The organism is Alteromonas sp. 5NW40-0090, assembly GCF_057552975.1.
On record NZ_BAAJLT010000001.1, the window covers coordinates 423,084 to 447,635 of the forward strand.

Annotated in this window: 24 protein-coding genes; 1 reads left to right on the forward strand and 23 read right to left on the reverse strand. The window is 44.3% G+C overall.

Going from position 1 to position 24,552, the window contains the following annotated elements; genetic code table 11:
- Positions 1-21 precede the first annotated feature (21 nt).
- The 18 genes from AC27KT_RS01840 to AC27KT_RS01925 form a co-directional block, all read right to left on the reverse strand.
- Positions 22-1,191, reverse strand: coding sequence for an acyl-CoA reductase (locus AC27KT_RS01840; RefSeq protein WP_487126895.1), 1,170 nt, complete (start codon positions 1,189-1,191; stop codon positions 22-24).
- Positions 1,175-2,284: a LuxE/PaaK family acyltransferase gene (locus tag AC27KT_RS01845; RefSeq protein WP_487126897.1), complete on the reverse strand. Its 1,110-nt coding sequence runs from the start codon at positions 2,282-2,284 to the stop codon at positions 1,175-1,177. Before AC27KT_RS01845 ends, AC27KT_RS01840 begins: the two co-directional genes overlap by 17 nt.
- The gene (locus tag AC27KT_RS01850; RefSeq protein WP_487126899.1) at positions 2,247-3,719 is read right to left on the reverse strand and encodes an AMP-binding protein; all 1,473 of its coding nucleotides are present in this window, start codon (positions 3,717-3,719) and stop codon (positions 2,247-2,249) included. Before AC27KT_RS01850 ends, AC27KT_RS01845 begins: the two co-directional genes overlap by 38 nt.
- Positions 3,716-4,483, reverse strand: coding sequence for an SDR family NAD(P)-dependent oxidoreductase (locus AC27KT_RS01855; protein WP_487126901.1), 768 nt, complete (start codon positions 4,481-4,483; stop codon positions 3,716-3,718). Before AC27KT_RS01855 ends, AC27KT_RS01850 begins: the two co-directional genes overlap by 4 nt.
- On the reverse strand, positions 4,467-4,706 hold the full coding sequence (locus AC27KT_RS01860; protein WP_487126903.1) for an acyl carrier protein: 240 nt from the start codon (positions 4,704-4,706) through the stop codon (positions 4,467-4,469). Before AC27KT_RS01860 ends, AC27KT_RS01855 begins: the two co-directional genes overlap by 17 nt.
- Positions 4,707-4,717: 11 nt before the next feature.
- Positions 4,718-5,284 carry a GNAT family N-acetyltransferase gene (locus tag AC27KT_RS01865; RefSeq protein ID WP_487126905.1) on the reverse strand — a complete coding sequence of 189 codons (567 nt, stop codon included), beginning with the start codon at positions 5,282-5,284 and terminating at the stop codon, positions 4,718-4,720.
- Between the two features lie 16 nt (positions 5,285-5,300).
- Positions 5,301-6,323: a UDP-2,4-diacetamido-2,4,6-trideoxy-beta-L-altropyranose hydrolase gene (gene pseG / locus AC27KT_RS01870; protein ID WP_487126907.1), complete on the reverse strand. Its 1,023-nt coding sequence runs from the start codon at positions 6,321-6,323 to the stop codon at positions 5,301-5,303.
- A complete protein-coding gene (gene pseI, locus AC27KT_RS01875) occupies positions 6,320-7,390 on the reverse strand; it encodes a pseudaminic acid synthase (RefSeq protein WP_487126908.1) in 1,071 nt (356 codons plus the stop codon). Before pseI ends, pseG begins: the two co-directional genes overlap by 4 nt.
- On the reverse strand, positions 7,383-8,087 hold the full coding sequence (gene pseF, locus AC27KT_RS01880; protein WP_487126910.1) for a pseudaminic acid cytidylyltransferase: 705 nt from the start codon (positions 8,085-8,087) through the stop codon (positions 7,383-7,385). Before pseF ends, pseI begins: the two co-directional genes overlap by 8 nt.
- Positions 8,084-9,229 (reverse strand): UDP-4-amino-4,6-dideoxy-N-acetyl-beta-L-altrosamine transaminase, encoded by a 1,146-nt coding sequence (gene pseC / locus AC27KT_RS01885; RefSeq protein WP_487126912.1) that lies wholly within the window; start codon positions 9,227-9,229, stop codon positions 8,084-8,086. Before pseC ends, pseF begins: the two co-directional genes overlap by 4 nt.
- The gene (gene pseB / locus AC27KT_RS01890) at positions 9,226-10,230 is read right to left on the reverse strand and encodes a UDP-N-acetylglucosamine 4,6-dehydratase (inverting) (RefSeq protein ID WP_071813985.1); all 1,005 of its coding nucleotides are present in this window, start codon (positions 10,228-10,230) and stop codon (positions 9,226-9,228) included. The genes pseC and pseB overlap by 4 nt, the downstream gene beginning before the upstream one ends.
- Before the next feature lie 111 nt (positions 10,231-10,341).
- Positions 10,342-10,653, reverse strand: coding sequence for a hypothetical protein (locus AC27KT_RS01895; protein ID WP_071813984.1), 312 nt, complete (start codon positions 10,651-10,653; stop codon positions 10,342-10,344).
- Positions 10,650-11,078 (reverse strand): flagellar export chaperone FliS, encoded by a 429-nt coding sequence (fliS, locus tag AC27KT_RS01900; RefSeq protein WP_487126915.1) that lies wholly within the window; start codon positions 11,076-11,078, stop codon positions 10,650-10,652. The genes AC27KT_RS01895 and fliS overlap by 4 nt, the downstream gene beginning before the upstream one ends.
- Positions 11,079-11,096: 18 nt before the next feature.
- On the reverse strand, positions 11,097-12,530 hold the full coding sequence (fliD, locus tag AC27KT_RS01905; protein WP_487126917.1) for a flagellar filament capping protein FliD: 1,434 nt from the start codon (positions 12,528-12,530) through the stop codon (positions 11,097-11,099).
- A gap of 11 nt (positions 12,531-12,541) precedes the next feature.
- Positions 12,542-13,021: a flagellar protein FlaG gene (locus AC27KT_RS01910; RefSeq protein WP_487126919.1), complete on the reverse strand. Its 480-nt coding sequence runs from the start codon at positions 13,019-13,021 to the stop codon at positions 12,542-12,544.
- Between the two features lie 89 nt (positions 13,022-13,110).
- Positions 13,111-13,950: a flagellin N-terminal helical domain-containing protein gene (locus AC27KT_RS01915; RefSeq protein WP_487126921.1), complete on the reverse strand. Its 840-nt coding sequence runs from the start codon at positions 13,948-13,950 to the stop codon at positions 13,111-13,113.
- A 741-nt stretch (positions 13,951-14,691) separates the two neighbouring features.
- On the reverse strand, positions 14,692-15,537 hold the full coding sequence (locus tag AC27KT_RS01920; protein ID WP_487126923.1) for a flagellin N-terminal helical domain-containing protein: 846 nt from the start codon (positions 15,535-15,537) through the stop codon (positions 14,692-14,694).
- Between the two features lie 805 nt (positions 15,538-16,342).
- Complete coding sequence (locus tag AC27KT_RS01925) at positions 16,343-17,194, reverse strand: flagellin N-terminal helical domain-containing protein (RefSeq protein WP_487126925.1); 852 nt, start codon at positions 17,192-17,194, stop codon at positions 16,343-16,345.
- 239 nt (positions 17,195-17,433) lie between these two features.
- Between AC27KT_RS01925 and AC27KT_RS01930 the strand changes: the two genes are divergently transcribed.
- Positions 17,434-18,411, forward strand: a complete 978-nt coding sequence (locus tag AC27KT_RS01930) for a hypothetical protein (RefSeq protein WP_487126927.1) — start codon at positions 17,434-17,436, stop codon at positions 18,409-18,411.
- A gap of 5 nt (positions 18,412-18,416) precedes the next feature.
- On the opposite strand, the gene flgL is transcribed toward AC27KT_RS01930, so the two are convergent.
- From flgL to flgH, 5 genes are read right to left on the reverse strand one after another with little or no spacing between them, the layout of a single operon-like run.
- Positions 18,417-19,640 (reverse strand): flagellar hook-associated protein FlgL, encoded by a 1,224-nt coding sequence (flgL, locus tag AC27KT_RS01935; RefSeq protein ID WP_487126929.1) that lies wholly within the window; start codon positions 19,638-19,640, stop codon positions 18,417-18,419.
- A gap of 7 nt (positions 19,641-19,647) precedes the next feature.
- Positions 19,648-21,690, reverse strand: coding sequence for a flagellar hook-associated protein FlgK (gene flgK, locus AC27KT_RS01940; protein WP_487126931.1), 2,043 nt, complete (start codon positions 21,688-21,690; stop codon positions 19,648-19,650).
- A gap of 28 nt (positions 21,691-21,718) precedes the next feature.
- Positions 21,719-22,669, reverse strand: coding sequence for a flagellar assembly peptidoglycan hydrolase FlgJ (gene flgJ, locus AC27KT_RS01945; protein WP_487126933.1), 951 nt, complete (start codon positions 22,667-22,669; stop codon positions 21,719-21,721).
- Positions 22,670-22,729: 60 nt separating this feature from the next.
- On the reverse strand, positions 22,730-23,842 hold the full coding sequence (locus tag AC27KT_RS01950; RefSeq protein WP_487126935.1) for a flagellar basal body P-ring protein FlgI: 1,113 nt from the start codon (positions 23,840-23,842) through the stop codon (positions 22,730-22,732).
- 22 nt (positions 23,843-23,864) lie between these two features.
- Positions 23,865-24,545 carry a flagellar basal body L-ring protein FlgH gene (gene flgH, locus AC27KT_RS01955; RefSeq protein WP_474873589.1) on the reverse strand — a complete coding sequence of 227 codons (681 nt, stop codon included), beginning with the start codon at positions 24,543-24,545 and terminating at the stop codon, positions 23,865-23,867.
- Between the last annotated feature and the right edge of the window lie 7 nt (positions 24,546-24,552).

Genomic DNA, 24,552 nt, shown 5'->3' on the forward strand with positions numbered 1-24,552 from the left:
CCATTCCTCTTATTGTTAAAATTACTGACTAAAGGATTGCAGTAGATCCACACCATCCCATATTGGCGAGAATTCCAAAGCCTTTCCCAAAGGCACTGCTCGTTTAAATTGCCCTGACCTTTCCTGCCACCCATGAGGTAATGCATAACTTATCGTTTGTAGTTTTGCAGAATACGCAATTTCCTCAAGCGACACGATATCACTTTCCAACACCAGACCATTCCCGCCATGTGCTTCTAAGATTGATGCCGTCAAGGTTTTGACCTTACATCTGGCAATCGGCCCAACATTGGTTACCTGCGCAAATTCAGCAAGTTTTTTGCCAATACTGTCCCGAAGCACGACCGCGAAACAACCGCTCAAATACTGCAGCGCGATATGCTGCTCAACTTTGTGGATTGTCTCAAAGTTGTGTTTACTGAGGACTATCGCCGATCCCACCTTATCCCAAAAGCGCTCTTGAAGCGCTTGCTTTGTATTAAGCCAATACAGCGCCTTCGGTGAAGAGCATGCCTGTTGCGTAAACGGCACTACATCACTGACAAAACTATTGGCACAGCGTTCTATATCGTCTTCGTTATTGAGTTGTAACACCGCGACGGAATAACGGTCTGGAAAACTTATTTGACGAGTTTCAGGGGCAAGCCTCGATACCGATTCAATAGCAGCATCGCCGCCCCATACCACTCTGAGGTCGCACCACTTACTGAGGCGCTCAGTAACATCGACATGTTCAGCATTATACTGAACAACACCGATAAAAGGGGCTAACACTTCACCATTCGGTGTTTTTAGGTAAGCGTGAAGAAAGTCGACTAATTGACGAGTAATATCACCGCTTCTGTGGCTAATTCTGACGATATTTGTATTGCCGCATAATACCGATAGAAGCAAGGTATATATAAACACGGTGTCTACGTTCGCAGGCGCAATATGAAAGACTTTATCCACCTCGTTATCGGCTTTCTCTGTAATTAATTTTTGTTCCAATTGTTGCAAATGCGCTTTTCGAAACCAAAAGGCAAGTGCAACAATTTCAGGAAACTGCTTGACACCTGGCTGCGCTAACAGAAACGCAGAAAAGCCGGCTACAGAAGCAACCAGCTTATCTTGAGTAAGCTTTTTATCTTTACGGCTAGCCTCACAGAGTGGAATGCACCACTCTACATGCCTATTATCTAAATGTATCACTGCAGCCTTTAACCTGTGCCTTCGGCAACCGTCCGTGAACCTTAAAATATTTACCTAACCTTCCGCACGCGCAGTCATCTTCTCCGACAATTGTCCCGCGATCTTCGGTCAATATGCAGTGGCCAGGGTAGCTTGTGGGTAGTATTGAATTAACCTGAATCAGACCAGACTCACCATGCTCCAGTAAGCGTAGGTCTTGCGGACTACGCACCAGTACATCAGACCAAACTGGCGTGTGAAGAAACCCTTCTTGGCACTGAACATAGATGGTGCCAGTCTGTTCAACCATGCCGTAATAATCATGTACAGTTACATGGCCCAGTGTGCGCCGAATTACAGTTTTGAACTCGCTGTCCGTCACCGCTTGCTCTTGCATTTTTTTCCAGCCGCCGCCGTGGATCAGCATAGCATCAGAAAAGTTTAATTTCAGATTGTTGTTAATCAGTGCCTGAATAAACTGCTGCCAAACAATAAAAGTAAAACCAAATATTAAGACGGGTTCATCAGCATATTTAGCACAAAACGCCTGCACCTTTTCAAGGTCCAATTCCATGTTTTCGTTAAGTGCGTAGCAGTGATCTCGACCAAAAAAAGACAGGCCTTGAAGCCCAGCTGCTCTGGCGGTCATTGGGCCGGCGGTTCTCACTGTGGAAGGCGCATCAATCAATAACATAGGGCGCCGTTGTTTACCTACCCAACTTTGCAGGATCTTCACAAGCACTCGACTTTGGCGCTTTGCTGACTCTCCATCAAGAGTAATCTTGGAAGCGTGGCCAGTCGTACCGGACGAGCGCATTTGCCGAAACACATCGCTAGGCGCAATACTCGTAAGCGTCAAATCTTTAAACAATCGCGATGCCACGGGGAGCTGTTGGTCGTGCGGGGCTCTAACAACATCAAAAAAGCGACTATCTATTAATCGCTTATAAGTATCACTATGTTGATAATGGTATTGACTGAGCAAAGGGATAATCTGATTTAACATGGTTTGCTTCTGTTTTTTGGCAACGCCGTAAACAGGTAAATCAAACACTCCTGTAGGATAGGAAAACACGTTAATTTTCTCCCAATATTTGACCAGACAATTTTGCATAATCGACTTTACCATTACCCAATAACGGAATGGCGGTTACTTTATGCAGAGCAATATTTCGTTTTGGTATGGCCAGCGACGTCGAAAGGCTGTCGACGATTAAATCATACTGCGCTGACGTCAACTCCCCTGCAAATACAGCAACAAGCCTGTCGTCTTTTCCAATAACACAGGTAGTTAAATCAAGTGCTTGTTGCGCTGTAATTTCAGCCAGTGACCGCTCAGCCAAGTCTAAACTTGCTCGTTCACCCGCAATTTTAATCATCCTTTTTATGCGTCCGGTAATGGTATAGTCACCATCGTGATCTACTTGCGCTAAATCGCCCGTTGCAAGCCACTCTTCTTGGGTTAAATGGTTTAAATCTGATACCTCGGATACATAGCCCAACATGACATTCTCACCGCGATAGTAAAGCTCGCCTTTACCTTCACTGGCGCCGCCACCTACCAGTTTGAACTCTCCGCCCTCAATAGCTTGACCTATTGACTGGGGCTTAAACAAGACCTTTTCAGGCGACAGATAAGCCATTCGTGCAGTGGCTTCTGTCTGTCCGTACATCACGTAAAATGCTTTGCCGGATTCATGAGCGTAATTCGCGAATTGCTTTACATATGATTCGGCTAACTTTCCGCCCGCTTGTGTAAAGTACCTCAGTTTAGGAAGGCGCATAGTCGTAAACCTAAGTCGTGATAACATTTCATAAAACGACGGCACACCCGACAAAGAATTAATGCCCTGCTGTTTTATGACATGCCAAAATGCTTTGTCAAAGGGACCATATGAAGTAAAACATACTGTGGCGCCAGCTTTTAAATGTGAGTGTAAAACGGACAGTCCATAAGAGTAGCTTAGCGGCAATGTCAATAGCGTCTTATCGTCACTTAAAATAGGCAGATAAGACAAAATTGAATTGCAATTTGCTGTGATATTTCGCAGCGAGAGTGCGACACATTTACTCGCTCCCGTGCTACCAGAGGTAGATAACAATAAACATAGCCGCGGATCTACGTTTATCGGTTCGCTGTGAAACAACGACAACACCCCTTGTCGAATTTCAGCGTTGGGCCGCAACATCTTTTTATACTGTGCTTTTGTTTTTGCTGAACACTTTGGATTTAGTAGCAACACAACAAAATTTAAAGAAAGTGCCGCTAAATAATCGATAACACTTTGAATTGTGTTGTCGATAAACAGCATCACTATCGGTCGCGCAGAAGCGCCACGCGCTGTTAAAAAAATGGCTTCATTAGAAACGATATTTTTTTGCCATAAGCTAGCTTGGTGCGCAACGAGATGCGTTAGTTCACGATACGTTAAACAGGCGTTGTCATCTTTTATTGCAACAGCACTGCTGTCAGAGTGTGACGAAATAAAGGGAATAGTTAAAGCATTCTGGGTTTGCCCTTTTGCACTGTTGACTGAATTTGACTTCACGGGTAAAAGAATCCATCTACCGGCAGAATATGGCCTGTTGTATAACTGGCCCGCTTGGAAAGAAGAAATGCGACAGCTTCTGCTACTTCGTGCGCCTCTCCCGACCTCTTCATTACACAACGCTCATGCACACGTTGTTTTGCCTGTTCGTCATAATGGGCAGTAAGCTCAGTATTGATAAAACCCGGCGCGACGGCATTTACGCGAACGCCCGTAGACATCAGCTCTTTGGCAAGCGATTTGGTCGCCCCTGATAGCGCCGCTTTACTTGCAGAATAAGCGCTCATTCCAGCACTTCCTAATTCACCGACTTGAGACACAATGTTAACTATGCTGCCTGCTTTTTGTCTCGCCATAAGACGACTAGCAAGCTGCATATGATGATAAGCAGCAAAGAAATTAACGGCCATTTGTTGATGCAACACGGCGTCGCTTGTCATTGCCAAAACAGATTCGGCCATGACGCCCGCACCATTCACTAACCCATACAATGCTGGCCATTTGTCGCCAGACACGCCTTTTTGTATGTTTTTAAACGCATCAACGGTAGCTTTTGAATCTGTTACATCGTAGCAAAGCGTATGTACGTGGTCCGTATGTTCTTCGTGCAAACATTCCAGTTTGTCGCGGTTTCTGCCGCATGCAATGACAAACGCACCATTGGCAATGGCTTTAGACGCAATAGCCTGACCAATGCCGCCCGTCGCACCTGTAACTACGACCGTTGTCTCGGCTAGCGAAGACTGATTAAGTATTGACGTCATATTTTTGTAAAATTACTTTCGCTTGTGCAACCGAGCTTAAATCAATAATGTCATCGGTATCTAACATAACGTCGAACACGTTTTCAATTTCAGCGATGAGTACCATATGAGCGGTAGAGTCCCATTGAGGTATTGTGTTGTAAGTCAGGTCATCGGTGACATTTTCTGCTTCTATGCCAAGTGCTGTTGTAAACGCATTGATAAGTTTCTCGTTGTTATTCACACTTTCCTCTTTTATTGCTTCTTTGCTCTTGAAAGTAGTTGTTTTAACACCGTTGTGTTCAATCGATAGTCTTGTTCCGTTAGTATCATCTCACACACGTCGGTGTCAGGGCTTTGCGCTTGTATTTTATACCCCAACTTCTGGTTGTAATTAATGGCAGCGCTGTTTGTGGTTTTAACCAACGCTTTGAACTCTTTGGTGGCTAAGTTTTCAAAACAAAAATCATACATCGCCAGCGTAGGCGCGAAAGCCAAAACATTTCCTTTGTACCTAGCGTCGCCAATATATAAGCCTGCCTCGAGCGTTTGCGATTCAACTACGCTTTGCCCTTTTTCAATGGCTTTAATGTTTGTCGAGCCAATAAACTCTCCTTTGTATGACACGATCCAATGCCACTGGGTATTACAGTCATTAATTCGGTTAAACCACGCAAGTTGTTGTTCTTCTGTAATATAGTTTGACGAGAACATTTGTTGCTGAATTTCTGGATCATTTCTCCATTGCCTAAGAACATGTTGATGTTCACGCGCTATCGGCGTCAGCGTTACTTGATAAGCAGTAAATGTTTGCTTATTCACTGTCACATCCTTTACGTTAAGCTTCATAGCAGATTAATGCATCAAGCAGATTATCGGTGCCTGCAAGATAAGAAGCATGCTCCGAACGAGCGTACATCTGTGACAATTGTTTTTCATCATTCCACAAGTTGCTTATTTTCTGCGCCAACAAATCAACGTTAAGCGCCTGTCGAGCATCCCACCATTCACACCAACCCTGCTCTACTGCTTGGGTTGTCGCACTAACTTGATTATCGGCAACAACAACCAAAACTGAAGGACTTGAGCACGCTACGAGCTCAAACTGAGAACCACCTGCAGCTGCGATTGTTAGTCGAGAGTTTACCCAAATATCTGCCATATCTTGGCCGTTATGAATATGTTGAACGGGTGCATCGCAACATGTCAAAAATTCACCTAACTCGGCTTTCTGTGTAAAGCCTGGGCCGGTCACAACACGAATGGGAACATCTTGGAGATATTTTACAACTGCACTGAGCACAGGCAAGGTAAAGTGCTTAGGATCGCTTCCACCGAAGCTAATTGTAAGGCAATGTCGACGTGAGAGCGGCAGTGCGGGAGGCTGGCGAAACGAACGACGTAACAATCGATAGCGCGGCCCCAAACACAACGTGGCGTGAGGATTTATACTCTGATAGTCGGATTTCCAATCTACACCCGCGGGATTAGCTATAAGATTGGCATATTGACATATCGGACTCTTCACATCATCAAGTACTAAAAGCGGGGAGCCAAGCTGACTTACCCTTTCTATAAACGCTTGCTCAAAATGATAACCGTCTACAACGATCCCCAGCGCTCGCTTTTTCTGAAGGCGCTGTTCAATTAACGAAAGGCTTATCGATGAGTTTTGCTCAGCAACGACAATCGTACCGCACCAATCATGCCTCGACTTACAAATGCGTTGCGCAAAGGCAGGCACAAAGAAAACGCTATCAATTCCACGTTCTTGCGCCGCTTGAGCCAACGCTAAGCAACGCATTAGGTGCCCTATTCCTGACTCTGACGATACTTCAACGACGAACAAAAGTTCGCTCATGAAGACACATGCTCCCACGCCAAAGCGGTCCCTTTTGCCAATGCTACCGTTGCCTTTTTCCCAATGACGCTGTCCCAATGCTTTGGCGCTAATCCAAAAGCAGGGCGAACAATTTTTAAGTTATGCGCGCCAAATGTTTCGCCAGCCGCTATATCTTCGCTAGCATAGACTGAGCGCCGATATTGCTTAGCTTTTTCTTCTGCTTGACTACCGCCGTACGTCACCTCCCCTAGGGATTGCCATGCACGTTTTGTCTCGGTCACTAGGGCGCTAAGCTCGTTGGGTTCCAGCGAAAACTCGGCGTCAACACCACCTGCTGAACGGTCTAAAACGAAGTGCTTTTCAATCACAGGGACGCCAAAGCTGACGGCGGCAACCGCCACACCAAGGCCTGCAGTATGATCGCTTAAACCCACCGGGCACTTAAATGCATCGGACATATGGGGAATAGTAAGAAGGTTCGTATTTATAGGCTCTGCGGGATAAGTGCTCGTACACTTAAGTAATATAATGTCGCTGCACCCTGCGCTTCTTGCAGTATTTACAGCAAGCTCTATGTCACTGAGACTTGCCATGCCTGTAGACATGATAAGCGGTTTTCCTTTACTTGCCGCTTTTCTCACAAGCGGTACATCCGTAAGTTCAAACGATGCAATTTTGTAACAGGGGACATTCAATGCGTCGAGAAAATCAACCGCGGCTTCGTCGAAAGGAGAGCTAAATGCTAACATGCCCAACTGCTTTGCGTAGTCGAAAAGCTCTTTGTGCCAAGAGTATGGCGTTGCGGCTTTTTGATACAGGCCGTATAAGTTTTCGCCATGCCATAGGCTATCTTGCTCTTTAATTACAAAGTCAGGTGTGTGCACATTAAGTGTCATGCTATCGGCGGTATACGTCTGCAGTTTTATAGCGTCAGCGCCGCATTCACTCGCCGCTTTTATCATTTCATAGGCAGTTTCGAGTGATTGACTATGATTACCGCTTAATTCAGCAATAATAAAAGGGGGATGATTGGCGCCTACAAGTCTGCCGCCAATATTTATTGATACGTTTTGCCAGTTATTCATCATCTTGTCTTTTTACATATGCATAATACATAAGCTCAGCGCGATGCCAATCTTCGTAGGTGTCGATATCCTGAACCAAATGACGAGGAAGGACCACGGGGCAGCTGTGAGACTTAAACATACCCGCGTTATCTAGCCATGCCTCTCTGATCCCCCAATAGAACTGCCCTGCATCGTGATAACACTCTTCTAAATCTTGAGAACGCTTCCCAATGTGCTCAGGAAAGACAGGCTCAACCCCAGAGCCGGCAACTTTTATAGCGCGCTGGATCGGAAATGCGAAAGAGGTAACAGAAAAAGCAAAATTAGCATTTGCGTTGCCAACAAGTTTATCGTGTCCCTTTTTTAACGCACTAGCAGTAAGAAACGGGGCGGTTGCATAAATACAACAGACTCGCGTAGTTTTGTTACCTGTTGCTAATTCGTAGCGCTTAATAGCATCTTGGACAACAGGGGTCGTGCCGGTGTAGTCATCAGATAACTCAGGCGCACGCTGTATAATGTGGGTGGCACCATGCGTGAGAGACACACGTGCAATCTCTTCTGAGTCTGTGGATACAATAATATCGTCGAACAAAGAAGAGCGTTTAGCCGCGTCAAGTGAATAGGCTATTAAGGGCTGTCCTGCAAATGCTCTTATATTTTTTTGTTTGATGCGTTTGCTCCCACCACGAGCAGGGATAACAGCAACGTTCATTTTAATATCTCATTGAGCTGTGAAATAACATAATCTTGCTCATCAAGCGTTAGGCTAGGAAAAAGAGGCAGTGTTAACGCGCCGTCATAATAACGCTCCGAATTCGGAAACATTCCTTCGGTAAAACCCAGTTTTTTGTAATACGGATGAAGGTGTATTGGAATGTAGTGCACATTTACGCCTACGCCTCGGGCACGTAGCTCATTGAATACCGCTTTTCTGTCATGGCGTTCAAGTTCAACCATATAGAGGTGCCATGCACTATTTTTATCTAAAACTGGACGTTTAAGAGGAAGCGTTGCCAACATCGAGTCGTAACGCTCTGCAAGGGCGTATCTTGCGTCCACGAACTTTTCAATATGCTTTAGTTGCGCTCGTCCCAGCGCCGCGTGGATATCGCTCAACCTGTAATTATAGCCAAGTTCATATTGCGCATAGAACCACGGTTCGTCAGATGGTAGGTCTAAATATCGCTCTGTATCGCGAGAAATACCATGGCTTCTATAAAGGCGAAGTAATGACGCGATTTTCTCATCATTGGTGACCACCATTCCGCCTTCTGCACTGGTGATAGACTTAACCGGGTGAAAGCTTAAAACGCTCATCGACGAATATTCACATCGCCCCACTTTATGACCATTTACATCTGTTCCACCTAGAGCATGAGCTGCGTCTTCTATTAAAATAATTCCGAGCTCAGACGTTAATGCGGCTATTGCAGACATATCGCAACTGCTACCCGCAAAATGAACAACAATGATAACTTTCGGCAGCCGATCTTCCGATTTAGCCACGCTTAGTTTGTGTTCAAGTGCTGATAAGCTTAGATTACGGGTCGCTGGATCAATATCGACAAAGTCTATATCAGCACCGCAATAGCGCGCACAGTTCGCTGAAGCTGCAAAAGAGTTAGGAACCGTCCAGACTAAATCGCCTTTTTCAACTCCAGCAGCCAAGCAGGCGATGTGTAGACCTGATGTACCGCTGTTGCAAGCAATGCCATAACGCGCACCTGTGTAGGTGCACACTGATTCCTCAAATAAAGGAACTTGCTCTCCTTGCGTCAAAAATCCTTCGTTGAGAACGCGAGTGACAGACTCGATATCTTCAGGATAAAGAGTGTGTCTACCATACGGAATCATAGCGTTACCTTATCTAATTCCTTTAATTCATCGACCGATAAAAAATGAGAGTTGGTGCCAGAATGATATTCAAATTTTTCCTTTGAAGGCGTCCCCGATTCATTGAGTTTGTTTTTAAAGTAATCCAAATTTTTGTCAAAGAAAGTGATCGCCGGAGCAATGACAAAGTGATCAGAAAACTCCACCGTGTGATGAGACATTTCTTCTGGCACCATAATTTCGTGCAGCTTTTCTCCCGGGCGAATGCCTATAATATGGAAGTCTTTTCTACCGCTCATTGCTTCAACTAAATCAACGATACGTACCGAGGGAATTTTAGGCACAAATATTTCACCACCCTGCATACGTGAAAAACTCTTAACTACGAACCTCACGCCTTCGTCTAGCGTAATCCAAAATCGGGTCATTTCAGGGTGAGTCACGGGTAGTGATTTTTCTCCCTCAGCGAGTAATTTGCGATAGAAGGGTACAACTGACCCCCTAGAACCGACAACATTGCCATATCGCACGACTGAAAACCTAGGGCCAGTAGCGCCCGATATGTTGTTTGCTGCTACAAAAAGCTTATCTGACGCGAGCTTTGTCGCACCGTATAAATTAACCGGGTTGGCCGCTTTGTCTGTAGAAAGCGCTATGATACTCGACACATTGTTAAAAATAGCCGCATCAATAACATTTTGCGCACCGTTGATATTAGTCTTTATGCATTCATTTGGATTATATTCAGCAGCAGGAACCTGCTTAAGGGCAGCGGCATGAACTACGTAATCTACGTCTTTCATTGCGGTTTTAAGCCTTTCTTTGTCTCTTACGTCTCCTATAAAAAAACGCATACAAGACTGTGAAAACCGCTGCTGCATCTCAAATTGCTTCAACTCGTCCCGAGAGTAAATGATGATTTTTCTTGGGGAGTAATTATCGAGTAGATAGCGAACAAATTGATTACCGAAGGAGCCAGTCCCTCCAGTAATTAGAATAGACTTTTCATTGAAATCTGCCATGTTAGAGGCTCTCACTAAGTTCTAGTTTTTATCACACGGCAGTTAGCGCGTATCCCTATCTACCGGTTGGATAGCTGAATAGAGCACACCGCTTAATTATGCCCAACAAGCTTACTTGTATTTTTTAACCGCGGCTTTGCCACGAACAAGCCGCGTAACTTCATCCTTTGAAGACCCAAGCAAACTTTGCGCCAGCTCCTTTAACTTATTATTGACGCCTATCTCATGTTTTGCAAACGCTTGTTTATCTTCATCATTCAGTGAAGCTAAATGGGAATTTATCAGGCTATCTCGTTCGTTAACCAATTCGAGTAATTGTGAGAAATCAGAGGAAGATGATTCATCCAACTGCGACGCAATTTTGTCGTTGAGTTCGCGCAGCGCAGTTGGAGTATAAGGGTGGTTTAGGTCGATATCAGTCACACAGCTTGTCGTTTTTGACGTTGAGCTTCAAAGGCTTCCTGTTTGGCGTCTTCAGGAATTTGAACCCAAGCATCTCGAATTGGTGTTAACAGGCTAGACACTTCATCGAGTATATTCAAGTTATTATTAATATGCGCATCGCTCAAACGTTCAATCATATAGTTGTAAAGTGAGAATAGGTTTTGTGCTACTTCACCACCAATCTCAAGGTCCAAAGTATCTCGTAAATGAATAAGAATCGCAGTGGCCTTTGAAATGAAGTCTGCTTTTGATGAAAGCTCTTTTCTTTCCATAGCTCCTTTTGCGTAGGCAACACGGTCTAGTGCCCCCTGAAGTAAAAGAAGAGTTAACTTATGAGGGTCCGCAGAAGCGACATCCTGTTTTAGATTCCCTTTTTTATAAGCATTAATACCTTTAAGTGACATAAAAAACTCCAATAGATCCTAGCCCAGCGATGCTAGTAGTGCTGAACTAGTTTGATTCAACTGAGCTACTGTTTGGTCAAGATTCAGATACTTGCTACGTAGCACGTCTTCATAACTCTGCATTCTCAGCTCTAATGTTTCTCTTTCATCGTACAGAACCTCGCGATTATCCTTCGCCGATTGTTCTCTCAAGCTGATAAGTCCACCGAATGAAGTATATTCATCAGCAAAATTATAGAGCCGGGTTGCAATTCCCTCTTGCTCGTCTGTAAACAGCTTTGCTATTTCGTCAAAATTATCCTCTAGCGCATCTTTGAGACGATCTTCGCCAGTTCCTAAACCAAAGTCAGTGGTACCAATTTCTAGTTTGCCATCATCAGTAAACTCAATCCCAACTTGAAATAAGCCACCAAGCGCTGACGAGCTGACGTTGCCTCCAGCAATATTAGCCATGGTCGTCTGTATGCCTCTCAGTAAAGAATCTCCAGCTAATGCGCCGTCTTCTTCTAATTCAGATTCACCGTATCGTGTTAGAGTACCGATCTCATCTATTAACGCGTTATAGTTATCAACAAAATCGCGAATCTTCTTTTCCAACCCTTCTTTGTCGTAGCCTATCTCAAGAGTGGTAGGAAGAAATTCACCAGCAGCATCCTTAGGTGAAACCTCGTTAATTTCAAACGACACATTTTGGATGGTATTTTCAAATTCGTTCGACTCACTTTGCACTTGGATACCGTCAATGTAGGCAATAGCGTTCTTTGCGGACTGTACATTGCCTGAACTAATGCTACTGGTTCCTCCTGTCGTAGATAATCTATCCAATTCAGCAGCACCAGAATCATTCGTTATCACTAGGTCGTTTCCAAGACCTGTTTCGTTTGAAGAATACACAAGACGAGGTCCCGCACTCGTGCCCGTATCAATAATATTTGCAGTAACACCAAAGTTATCGTCAGCATTGTTAATGGCTTCACGAAGCTCGGTAAGAGTCATTCCTGCGGTAACATTTATAGAGAAGCTTTCGCTCCCCCCAACATCAAAGGTGAGCGAGCCAGCCCCTGAACTGAGGACTGCATCGCTACTAGACGTAAAAGCACCTTCGTCAGTAGTTATCCGACTACCAGAGGCAAGCTGTTCTACGGTAATGTCGTATTTTCCACGAAGAGCAGAGTTTGACGCATCAGCTGATAGCACATCATTATCTTCTGACGGATTATTAATAGTAGGCTCGCGGCCATTAATATCTGCATCACTTCTCAGCTCATCAACCGCGTCTTCAAACGCTGATAATTTAGACTTTATTTGTCCTAAGCCAGAAATTTCGGCCTCTATTCGTTCTTCTTTTTCGTTTAGCCTCGCATCTTTCGGTGCGCGCTCTGCTTGAAGAAGCTGCTGAACCAAGTCATCTAATGCTAATCCTGAACCGACTCCTAACGACTGAATTGTCATAATCTACCTCACTACACTTGATTGTTGATAAAAACACCAACACTACTGCCGACATCCTCTTGCAAACTTTGAATCCGCTCAGCAAGTTTTAGCACCTCTTCGGAAGGTATTTGTCGGATAACGTCGCCTGAGGCCGAGTCCTTAACTGTAACTACCGACTTTTTCGTTTCTTCGTCAATAGTAAACGTTAGATTACGATTTTGCATTTGTACAAAGGACTCAACATCCCGTAAAGCATTCTCAAGAGCTAACTTGTTTCCGGTTTCTCTTTCATTATCGGCATCTTCACGAGGAGCTTTAGCAATTTCGCCACGTCCACCTACACTTTTACTATCTTGTTCTGGTTGCGACAGGGGGCTTGACGATATTCCACTTCGGTCAGAAGCATTATTCTGTTTTCTTTCTTTACCGTCTATTGCTACTGCCAAGTTTTTATCTGTTGACAGTCGACCAGCAAAATCCTGGCCGCTTTGATTATTTACAATGTCCAAAACAAACTCCTCTTTTTAAAAGACAAAACGGGTCCCTGCCATACAGCAAGCACCCGTAATATCTAAACCAAGGTAATTTTTATTATAGCTTATCCAAGCAAAGATAGAGCAGCTTGAGGGCGCTGATTTGCTTGGCTCAGTACAGAAATTGATGCTTGCTGAACAATTTGGTTTCGCGTTAATTCCGCAGTCTCAGCTGCAAAGTCCGTATCCATAATTTGAGAACGTGCAGCGGACAAGTTTTCGCTGATATTACTTAAGTTACGAATTGTTGATTGGAATCGATTTTGGAGAGCACCTAAATCAGCTCTTACAGCACCTATCCCAGATATAGCTGCATCTACATCACCAAGCAACGCTGATGCACCGGTCGCCGTTGAAATATCATTGCTTACAATCCCCAAACCAGTAGCACTGAAACCATTGATTTGTCCGAGGTTAGTTGACGAAAGATTAACCGAGATAGTTTGGCCTTCGTTAGCCCCTACTAAGAACTTGGCAGAGAAGTTTCCGTCAAGGAGGTTAACATTACCGAACTGCGTGGTTGTAGCTATGCGAGAAATTTCAGTGCGTAAAGCCGTAACTTCTTTTTGTAAAGCTTCTCGATCAGCCGAACTGTTTATACCGTTTTGAGATTGCACGGCCAGTTGGCGAATACGTTGGAGACTTGTCGTAACTTCCCCCAACGCACCTTCCGCAGTTTGAGTCAGCGATATTGCGTCGTTAGCATTTCTTACCGCTTGATTTAACCCTTGTACCTGTGATGTGAGACGATCTGAAATTTGAAGACCCGCAGCATCATCGGATGCACTATTGATACGAAAACCTGACGAAAGCCTTTCAAAGGATGTGTTGAGTCGATCACTTACGTCAAAAAGCTGACGTTGAGCGTTAATAGCTGAAACATTTGTATTTACAAATAAAGACATTAGATTACCTCCTAGGGATTCGACGGCAAACCTGCTATCATCAAATCCTTCCAGTTCATATTAGCTGGGTCACTACTCCCGCCAACACCTCAATATAAAAGTAAATTAAATTACCCCTCAACAATAGGTATCGGCCAATGCTTTAGGTTCTTTAGCTTTTTTTGTTGTTTTTTTAAAAAATTTACTAAAATACAAATAAATTATTGATTATTCGAAATATTAATAAATTTAGTTTTTCAATATTTACAGTAATTTTTCGAAATCTAAGTGGATAATGATCTACGTGGATTGGTACAAGACACACTTATTCTAGAAATAATCGTTGCCTTGGTGCTCTATCAATTGCATACAATAACCCAGCCTTATCGGAAAACAGTACTTTTGAGGAATATTCAGGTGATAGAGTTACAGAAGTTGGCACTTAATATGCATAATTTTAAGTGGACTACGGCGTTGCTCTACCGTAGTTTGAAATTGGTGAGATGTTTCGGTAAAAAATAAAAAAAGGCCGAGACAACGATATCTCGGCCAATTTGCTCACGTTAGGAGATAGAGCAAATTCAGTTTCTGTCGGCTGGCAGGGTTTAGTAGGATAAACTGGCCTCTCAACCAACACTTCTACACTCTCAGTCCTGTTAGTCGGCGCTTTCTCAAAGGGGCGGCCTTAATGGCCGCATTCCTTTCTTCAGGGGATGGCCTCTCAACTCCTTCCCAAATAGCGCTTAACATCAACTAGGACTATTAGCCTAGCAGTGACAATGCAGCCTGAGGGCGCTGATTTGCCTGTGCTAAAACAGTGGTACTTGCCTGCTGTAATATCTGGTTACGGCTTAATTCTGCCGTTTCGGTGGCAAAGTCAGCATCTTTGATACGCGATCTTGCCGCAGACACGTTTTCAGAAATGTTACTCAAGTTACGGATAGTCGACTGGAATCGATTTTGTAGTGCACCCAAATCAGCACGTAGACCACCTATAGCAGATATTGCTGTATCTACAGCAGTTAACAAACTTGAAGCACTGCTTTCGGTTAATACGTCAGCGCTTGTGATACCAAGACCTGTAGCACTAAAGCCAGCAACATTAGCTCTTGTCAAAGCAGGGGCAGATAAATTAACAGATATGGTTTGACCTGCATTTGCTCCTACCAAGAACTTTGCAGAAAATGCCCCTGACAATACGTCCACACCAGCAAACTGTGTTGTCGTGGCGATTCGTGAGATCTCTGTTCGCAATGCGTCAACTTCTTTTTGAAGAGCTTCGCGATCAGCATCACTGTTAATACCATTTTGCGACTGAATTGCTAATGTACGAATACGTTGAAGTGCAGTTGTCGTTTCAGCCATGGCGCCTTCAGCTGTTTGCGCAAGCGATATACCATCATTTGCGTTTCGTACCGCTTGGTTCAGACCTTGAATCTGAGATGTCATACGGTCAGTAATTTGAAGACCAGCAGCGTCGTCAGCAGCACTATTGATTCGAAAACCAGATGATAGACGTTCAAAAGCAGTGCTTAAGTTATTGCCTGTTGTGAATAGTTGGCGTTGTGCATTTAGCGATGACACATTGGTATTTACAAATAGACTCATGGGTCTCTCCTAACAGTTTCGAGTGTTGCGCTATTGGTTTTATTATGTGCGCAGTAGTTAAAAAATTTTGGCATAGCCTGTGCTTCATTAAGGTGTCAGTTTAATCTGACATTTTATCGGCACACTAACCGGTAAAATTGCTACATAGAGAAGTTACTTCTCTTTGCTGACTGGTGGGTTTGATGTTCCAGACCTCAAACCTCTCACTACCTCCTGGCTTCATTCTTGCCAGTCAGCAGCTCCACTCTTAGCAAACCTTCCTATTTATCGTCATTCAAACAAATTTTCTTTAGATATTTTTAAAAATTTATTTTCGACATGTAACATAATGTTTTTATTAAACTTTAAGTCAAATAAAAGAAAAAAAACACATACCAGGATTCAAAAAACCATAATGTAAACCATCTTTTTTTTGACCTAGGAGACATAAAACAAGTTATATCGCCCTTTGTAATAGTTATCGTCACTTTCGGAAAATTACTTTAGTCTTTTTTGGGATTTTTTTGGTGGCAAATGATAAGTAAGTAAAAACTCACTATATTCAGACAGGTAACTAAAAAATTAATATTAAGGTGCCGTTAGACTTCAGTCATTGGCGCCCTAGGGCTTTCAAGTAAGCGATGAAGTCGTTAACCAGGAAGAGCGGCTAGTAAATTGGTTAGGAATGCGCTATATCATGTTCTACGTAAGCGATGGTTTTACATGACTTTAAAATAAAAAAGCCGATACCCCATAAGAGTATCGGCTTTTTTCCATCGACTCGTGGCCTAGAGCACTACCTCCTGACTCCACTCTCGCTAAACAATTAACCCAATAGAGACAATGCAGCCTGTGGGCGCTGATTAGCCTGCGCTAAAACAGTAGTACTTGCCTGCTGAATAATCTGATTTCGCGTCAAATTCGCAGTTTCTGTAGCGAAATCTGTATCTTTAATCTGTGAACGAGCAGCAGATACATTTTCTGAGATATTGCTTAGATTACGAATAGTGGACTGGAAACGATTTTGCAGCGCCCCCAAGTCTGCGCGAAGTCCACCAATTGCTGAGATAGCGTTGTCAATAGACGCCATCATCGCGGAAGCGTTTTCGCTTGTTAAAACATCATTGTTTCCACCAACAAGGCCAAGTCCCGTTGCACTGAAACCTTGAACGTTGGCCCGAGTTAAGGCTTGGCTAGAAAGATTTACAGATATAGTCTGGCCCGAATTAGCCCCAACAAGAAACTTAGCTGAAAATGCCCCAGACAGAACATCAACACCCGCGAATTGAGTTGTTGTAGCTATGCGCGAAATCTCTGTACGTAAAGCATCGACTTCTTTTTGTAGCGCTTCTCTATCAGAGTCACTATTGATGCCATTTTGTGATTGAACCGCTAGCGTACGAATACGCTGTAACGCAGTCGTAGTTTCAGAAAGCGCACCTTCTGCAGTTTGCGACAGTGAAATCGCATCGTTTGCGTTACGTACGGCTTGGTTAAGTCCTTGGACTTGTGAAGTCATTCGGTCGGTAATCTGAAGACCTGCGGCATCATCAGCAGCGCTGTTGATACGGAAGCCTGAAGAAAGGCGCTCAAAAGACGTACTCAAAGAATTACTAACATCAAAAAGCTGACGCTGGGCATTCAATGAGGATACATTGGTATTAACGAACATAGACATAAAGTCTCTCCTACACTCTCAGTCCAGCGTGCGCTGGCTGTCGGCATTGCCGACGTTTTGTTTTAGTAGTCATCAAGACCTGAGGGGTAATTGATGAACTGGCTCTCTCAGAAACTGTATCGACATCATTTAGAATCCCTTTAGAAAAAATTACGATTTTTGCCGATAGGCGGTAAGATATTGCCGTAGATTGACGGTAAGACACGACATAACTGGTGGATTTTTAAGGGAGATTTAGCGTGAAAAATAGTTTGATGCTGTTCAACATAAAGCGCATATCCAAGCCTGCAACCCATTGCGCTTTCACTGATTTAATAGAAAATCCGTTCGACAAAAGTCGTAAAACCTTGATGTGCTGTTACCGACAAGCTACCGACCATGTCAGTACTGACGGTGTGGTTATTGTATTAACTCTTGATAAAACTTCGTTTCAAGTTCGCAACAGAGTAGTTATTAGAGAGAATAATGCAGACCTACGAGATCCGAAGTTCTCATACGATGGCTCTCGTCTCATGCTTACTACCTATGCAAAATCCTTCCTTGATAATAGAAAAGTGGTCACAAAAATGGTGACTTTTTTCTCAACCACCGGCTATTCATGGTCTGCAGGGAATAGTCACGGTAGAAGCGGTTGGTGGTTGTGGAACAATACTTTTTATAACTCAGAAGCTTATGGCTTTGCATACAATCGACGAGCGAACTCAGTTTCGCTCTATAAGGGTGACCCAACACGTTCAATGCACGTTCACAAGGAGGAGGCTTTTTGTTTGGACAAACAAGGTAAGGGTTACCCCAATGAAAGCACGATCTTGTTTGATGATTACGGAAATGCCTCGGTATTTTTAAGACGAGATGCCGATACATTCAGTGCGCAATTTGGTACGTCAAAACCGCCTTATACCAAATGGAACTGGCATGATTTGGGGATCTATATTGGTGGTCCCGCAGCTGTGGCATTAAGTGAAAACCTATATATCGTTGCAGGACGACATATAGATTGGGGGTCACATCAATTTACAACTAGGGTATGGCTATTTGATAGCGTAACTAAAATATTAACTGAACTAAAAACGCTGCCAAGCGGAGGAGATACAAGTTATCCTGGCTTGGTGATTGAAGGAGACAACCTTTATATCTCTTACTACTCTTGCCATATCGACAATCAAGCCAGAGTCTACATGGCGCACTTGAGCGGTATTAATGACTTGATAAATTAAGACCGTTAAACAAAATCAAATAGCGACAAGTTAGCTACTTTAGGGAAAGTAGCCAACGCAGCACTTAATGCAGTTTCCTGCTTTGCGAACTCAGTCGATGCTTCTGCATAATCCACATCCTGAATAGATGAGCGCTGTGCCTTTGCCGCAATTTCCATATCAAGGTTACTTTCATAAGTACTCTCAGCGATATTCAAACGGCTACCGATGGAAGCCCGTTCTAAGGAAAGCTTTTCAAGCCCGTTATCTAAACCCACTAATGCATCTGCAATCGACTCCTGAAGCGCTGAATTATCAATCGTGGAATCCATTAGAATGGTTTGAATTTCGTGAATTGACTGGGCCATGCTTTTTTTCTCTGGGGCATCAAACGATAGATCGATGCTATCACCAGGAGCTGCTGTGGCGTCGAATTCCATTCCTTTAATGGTAAAAGGCTGTCCAGAGGTATAGGAAACAGAATCGACAACCGTACCGGTTCCTTGATTGACAAGTTCAGCCTGCCCTGACGCTAAAAAATTAATGCGATAATCGTTATTTGCAGCATTGACCGGGTCATAATTTTTGTCAAAAAAGGTATCAAATGTGCCCTGCTGCTTAACCGCGGCTGTATTTATCGTAGCGCCAGTAGTGCCATCAACTGAAAACTTAAATCGCGATAGCACGTTTTCAAAAACTTCATATCCGTTACTGGTTGATTGAATCTTCGAGCTATTAGATAGCTGAACAAAGCTCACACCGGGGTCGCCTGCAAAGGTAATGGCATTCCCACCCGCTGCGGGATTATATTCAAATGCCTGATTGCCAGATTGAAAACCTGCATATAAATAATTGCCGTCTGCATCTTGGGTGTTCATCAGGTCAAACACTTCGAGTTTGATTTGCTCTAATTCAGCGCCAATTGCGCGCTTATCTGGGTCAGACAATATGCCATTGCCAGACTGAACGATAAGCGTGCGGGCACGGTTAATAGAGTCGGTAATGTTCGTTAGCACAGCCTCTTGCTGCTCAAGTGAACCTGTTACCAAATCGTTATTCCGCTGGAACTGATTAAGCTCATCAATTTCTTCGGTTAAACGAAGTACCTTCGCAGCGCCAACAGGGTCGTCACTGGGCGTAATAATGCGTTTACCGGAAGCAAGTTGCTCTTGAGTCTTTGCCAAATCGCCCTGATTTTGCATAATCGAGCGCATGTTTTGATCATAAATTTGATTCGTTGATATACGCATAGTTCACCTACCTTGCTGACTGCAAAATGGTATTAAATAATTCTTGAGCCGTAGACAAGATACGTGCTGCAGCAGCATAGCTCTGTTGATATTTTATCAAGTTTGCCGCTTCTTCGTCTAAGCTTACGCCCGACACAGATTCAAACCAATTTTGCGATTGTACTTTCATTGCTTCAGCGGAAGCCAATGAGACACTAGCCATTGATGCATCTTCACCAATACGTCCTACCATAGATGCGTATGCATCTTGGAAGGTTCTCGGTGTATTAGTGGCTTCGCTACTTACCTGAACTTTATTTTCGTTTTGAATAGCTGCTAAATTGAGCGCGTTACTATTGTCGTTAAAGCCATCAGTGTTATAGCTAATCGAAAAACTATCCCCAGCTTTTGGCACACCGTCTAAGCTTAGGTCAAATCCAGGATCTGGGCTTATTCCCGCCTGACTGATAAGGTTATTTAAATTTGTTGTTCCTGTGACCGTAGCTAACACCATACCGCTTCCATCCAACACCTCATAAGTATCTGCAGCGGTAAAGCTAATTTGAGCGGGAGCTGAGTTTAAAAGGCCACCCGCACCATCAAAAGCAGAAGTGCCCAATTCCGTATTTGACACAGTTACATCTGTTACGTTGGCACTGCCCAAGTTAGTGCTATCAGCCCCCGCTCTTACCGGGTTTGCAAAGGCTAAATCTTCTGGACGATTAGTGGCTAAACTTATTTTTGAAGCCACGTCTTTAGTGGGTTGAATTAGAAACTCATTGCCAACGGTGTAAGGGTCACTGCCTGAAAAGTCGATTTCAATGCCACCAGGTAGTTCGTTAAAACCAGGGGTTACAGCAAAGTTTGAAAAAATGATGTCATTACCTGAACCATCTTTTTTCGGTGTGCCATCTGGATTTAAAAACGTAATTTCTATTTCGCTGGGCACGCCTGCAGCAACAGCAGTCACTTCAATTTTATAATCGGCGTCAGTTAATTCAGCACCTTTACCCTCGGTAATCTGCGCAGTAACAACATAGTCGCCATTGGTATCTTCGTAGGCTAAACCTCTGAACGAAGGAATATCGAAAATGTTAGTGCCGATTTGACCGTCTAAATCCATACCCAATTTATTTTGAGTATTCATCGCATCGGCGAAAGCGACGGAGAGCTGACCTACATCACGCATTGTTGGCCCTAACACTTCATTGCGATACTCAAACAACCCACCCAATGCGCCGCCAAGATCACTTTCCAAAATTCGTAATGATGCGTTGTTTTTGGTTTGTGAGCCAAAGTCAGTTTCTAACTTAATTTCTTTCGTCGTTAAATCCGCACTAGAGCTTAACTCAAAAAGGTTGAATGCACCGTTTTCAAGAACGAGTGACTCACCTGACGTAAGATTAATGGTTACAGCACCATTTTGCGTAGTGCTCTCTTTAACCGTAATACCCATGATAGAAGCAAGCTCGTCGATAGCCTGGTCTCTTTCGTTGAGCAGAGCGCTTGGTTGATCGCTCGTATTGTTACCATTGGCGATAACTATGTTGCGGTTCAAGTCGCCAATATTGCCAATCAAGGTGTTTGCTCGATTCACCATCGACGTGAACTCTAGGTTGAGCTCTTCCTCTTTTTCTAGCATATAATCCGATAACGTTCTCATTCGGTTATACAAAGACTCGGATTTACTCAGTACTTGTTCGCGTGACGCCAAATTAGTTGGGTCATCTGCTGCCGTTTGTAAAGCAGAGAAATACTCACTCAGTCCTTTTGAAATTGAGTTCGCTTCACTTGCCAACAGGTTATCAATAGCCGTTGTTTTGCTAGAAAAGGCTTCCAGTTCTCCTACCGCTGTTATGTCGCGACGCAGCTGATTTTGTGCAAAAACGTTGATAATACGCTCAGTATTGCCGATCTCCACACCAAAAACTTGGCTGTTTTGAAGCTCAGTGCGCTCGCGAACATAGCCTGGCGTGTTGACGTTGGCGATATTGTTACTCGTTGTTTGAAGTAACTTGCTGCTAGCGTTTACGCCGCTTGTGGCTAATGAATATAAATCAACAGAACTCACTGTATTCTCCTCACCTATGGCCCCTCGACTACGGCATTAACGCGCTAAGACGTTCGCTGTTATACACAGCCATTATCTTGCTCGCGTATTCAGGGTCGGTAGCGTAGCCCGCCTCCTGAAGCGCACTTGTGTAACGCGCAGCGTCAGAAGCATTTTCGACAGCTTGGCTATAGCGAGGCTGTGTGGAAATAAAGCGTCCGTAATCTTCCATCGCGTCTTCTACTGATGAGTAAGATCTAAATGCCGCTTTTTGTTTCTGAGGCAGTCCATTATTGAATTCCAATGTATCCACCACCGCCTGTTCCCCTTGCCAGCCTTTGTTAGCCTTTATGCCAAATAGATTGTGAGAGCTAGTACCGTCGGATTTGTGAATGACAAATTTTCCCCAACCCGTCTCTACGGCTGCTTGGGAAATTATCGCTTTTGGATCCATGCCATACTTGGCCGCTACTTTTTCGGCAATAGGCATAAGGCTCTCAACAAACTGCTCTGGACTTTCGAACATAGCGTTTTTTTGTGCCGACGGCGTTTTAATTGAGTTTGAAGAAAGCGCCATGTCTTGTGCTTGGGCGACCTTGTATTCACGGTTTCTATTTAACGATGAAATATCACCGTCACTTCTGATGACACTTGCCGGCGTATAGCTGTTTTCGGTTTGGCCCAGCTGCTTCACAATCACATCAGCCAACCCCAAGCCACCGCCTGATGTTAAATCTGTAGCAAGCTGTTGGTCGTGCATATCGCGATAAAACTTCACTTGTTGCGAATTAAATGGGCTGTTCTCATCAGCAAGGGCATCTTGTGCTTTACGCATAGATTTGAGCATCATTTGCACAAATATTGCCTCGAACTGCTGGGCAGCTTCTTGCAATACCGTTTCATCGCCTGACGCAATGGCTTCACGCATTTTGTTGATGCTGCCCAAATCATGAACGTTGCGCGCCATATCAAGCTGATTTTTTGTACTTAATGCTTCCATCGTATTTGTTCCGCTGATACCTATTTTTCTCGCGAGCTATTATTGGTGTGATTAGTTCGTTTAGATAATCACGAGCTCACCGCGCAATGCGCCCGCTTGGCGAAGTGCTTCTAAAATCGCCATTAAGTCGCCTGGTGCCGCGCCAACTTCGTTAACTGCACGCACCAATTGGTCGAGGGTAACGCCAGGCTCAAACTTAAACATTCTGCTATCAGCCAAGTCGACATCAACTATTGATTGAGTGGTCACTACAGTTTCGCCCTCGCCAAAGGCATTAGGTTGAGCAACCTGCTGGTTTTCAGAAATAGTCACGGTTAAGCCACCGTGAGTAATTGCCGCAGGAAGTAAACGTACGTCGCTGCCAATAACAATGGTGCCCGTTCGGCTGTTAATGACTACCCGCGCCGGCGCATCAGCAGGCGTGAATTCAAAGTTTTCAAGCGTAGCTAAAAAGCCCACGCGCTGACCCACATCGCGAGGGGCAGTCACGCGCACAGACGCAGCATCAATAGGTTTAGCAATGACGTAACCGTTTTCAGGTTGTGCGCCTAAACGCTCGTTGATGGTATCTGCCAGCGCTTTGGCTGTTGAAAAGTCTGGATAATGCAGGTTAAGTGTTAGCGTGTCGCCATTAGCGAAGCCACTTGGTACAGACTGCTCTACCATTGCGCCATTTGGAATCCTGCCCACGGTAGGCGTATTAACAACAATACGCGACCCATCGCCGCCCTGTGCACCAAAACCACTAACAACCAAGCTGCCTTGCGCTACCGCGTAGACCTTACCGTCAACACCGCGAAGAAACGTTTGAAGCAAGGTTCCACCTTGAAGACTCGACGCCTCGCCCACCGACGACACTGTAATGTCAATCGTTTGACCTGGCTTGGCAAAAGCGGGAAGCTCTGCGTGAACAGCAACCGCCGCGACATTTTTGATTTTTGGTTTGGTATTAGCATCAAGGCTGATACCAAAATTGCTTAGCATGGTTCTGAAGCTTTGTTCAGTAAAAGGACTCTGCTCACCGGTGCCGGGCAAGCCAACGACAAGTCCATAGCCTACCAATTGGTTGCTACGCACGCCTTGAATACTTGCTAGATCTTTTATGCGCTGCGCCGCTGCTTGTGAAGATAAAAGCAGCGTCAGTACGGCTAATGCAACTGAAAATAAACGCATTTTTACTCTCCTATCCTAAAACCTAAAGAGGCCACCAAGTTGAATCAAAGAATTTGGTTAACCAGCCTTTCTCTTGGGCGCGAGCAAAACTGCCAGTCCCTGAGTATTGGATGCGTGCGTTAGCCACTTTTGTAGAAACAATTTCATTTTCTGGACTGATATCAGCGGGACGTATGATGCCAGTCAAGCGTATATATTCGTCACCTTGGTTAAGGGTTAACCACTTCTCGCCACGAATAACTAAGTTACTGTTTGGCAGCACATCCACCACCGTAACTGAAATAGCACCAATCAAACTATTACTTTGATTAGCAGCCGCATCGCCCGTGAAGTCACGCGATGAGCTTATACCTAGCTGTACAGACTGACCGCCAATATTTATAGCTTGACCCGCTAGCCCTGTAATAGGATTAAGATTAACGTTGGTATCCTTCGCTGTACTGGTATCTGCTGATTTACTCGCTTGCGTATTTTCACTTAACGTCACAGTGATAATGTCGCCTACTCTTCTCGCGGTAACATCCGAATACAAACTGTTAGCCATATGCGACCGGAATAACGATCCGTCTTCTACCACGGTTTCACGCGGGTAATCTGGCACTACTGGCGCAAACGAGGGATCATTTGCCTGAACGGGGGGCTCATTTGTACTGGCACAACCGCCAAGTAAAAGTAGTGCAGCAGATAAACCTAAAATACGCATGATGCTA

Coding starts and splice junctions, on each gene's coding strand:
- AC27KT_RS01845 (WP_487126897.1), bottom strand. CDS start 2,284: ATGCAAAATTGTCTGGTCAAATATTGGGAGAAAATTAACGTGTTTTCC.
- AC27KT_RS01855 (WP_487126901.1), bottom strand. CDS start 4,483: ATGACGTCAATACTTAATCAGTCTTCGCTAGCCGAGACAACGGTCGTA.
- pseG (WP_487126907.1), bottom strand. CDS start 6,323: ATGAGCGAACTTTTGTTCGTCGTTGAAGTATCGTCAGAGTCAGGAATA.
- pseI (WP_487126908.1), bottom strand. CDS start 7,390: ATGAATAACTGGCAAAACGTATCAATAAATATTGGCGGCAGACTTGTA.
- pseF (WP_487126910.1), bottom strand. CDS start 8,087: ATGAACGTTGCTGTTATCCCTGCTCGTGGTGGGAGCAAACGCATCAAA.
- pseC (WP_487126912.1), bottom strand. CDS start 9,229: ATGATTCCGTATGGTAGACACACTCTTTATCCTGAAGATATCGAGTCT.
- pseB (WP_071813985.1), bottom strand. CDS start 10,230: ATGGCAGATTTCAATGAAAAGTCTATTCTAATTACTGGAGGGACTGGC.
- fliS (WP_487126915.1), bottom strand. CDS start 11,078: ATGTCACTTAAAGGTATTAATGCTTATAAAAAAGGGAATCTAAAACAG.
- fliD (WP_487126917.1), bottom strand. CDS start 12,530: ATGACAATTCAGTCGTTAGGAGTCGGTTCAGGATTAGCATTAGATGAC.
- AC27KT_RS01915 (WP_487126921.1), bottom strand. CDS start 13,950: ATGTCTTTATTTGTAAATACAAATGTTTCAGCTATTAACGCTCAACGT.
- AC27KT_RS01920 (WP_487126923.1), bottom strand. CDS start 15,537: ATGAGTCTATTTGTAAATACCAATGTGTCATCGCTAAATGCACAACGC.
- AC27KT_RS01925 (WP_487126925.1), bottom strand. CDS start 17,194: ATGTCTATGTTCGTTAATACCAATGTATCCTCATTGAATGCCCAGCGT.
- flgL (WP_487126929.1), bottom strand. CDS start 19,640: ATGCGTATATCAACGAATCAAATTTATGATCAAAACATGCGCTCGATT.
- flgJ (WP_487126933.1), bottom strand. CDS start 22,669: ATGGAAGCATTAAGTACAAAAAATCAGCTTGATATGGCGCGCAACGTT.
- AC27KT_RS01950 (WP_487126935.1), bottom strand. CDS start 23,842: ATGCGTTTATTTTCAGTTGCATTAGCCGTACTGACGCTGCTTTTATCT.
- flgH (WP_474873589.1), bottom strand. CDS start 24,545: ATGCGTATTTTAGGTTTATCTGCTGCACTACTTTTACTTGGCGGTTGT.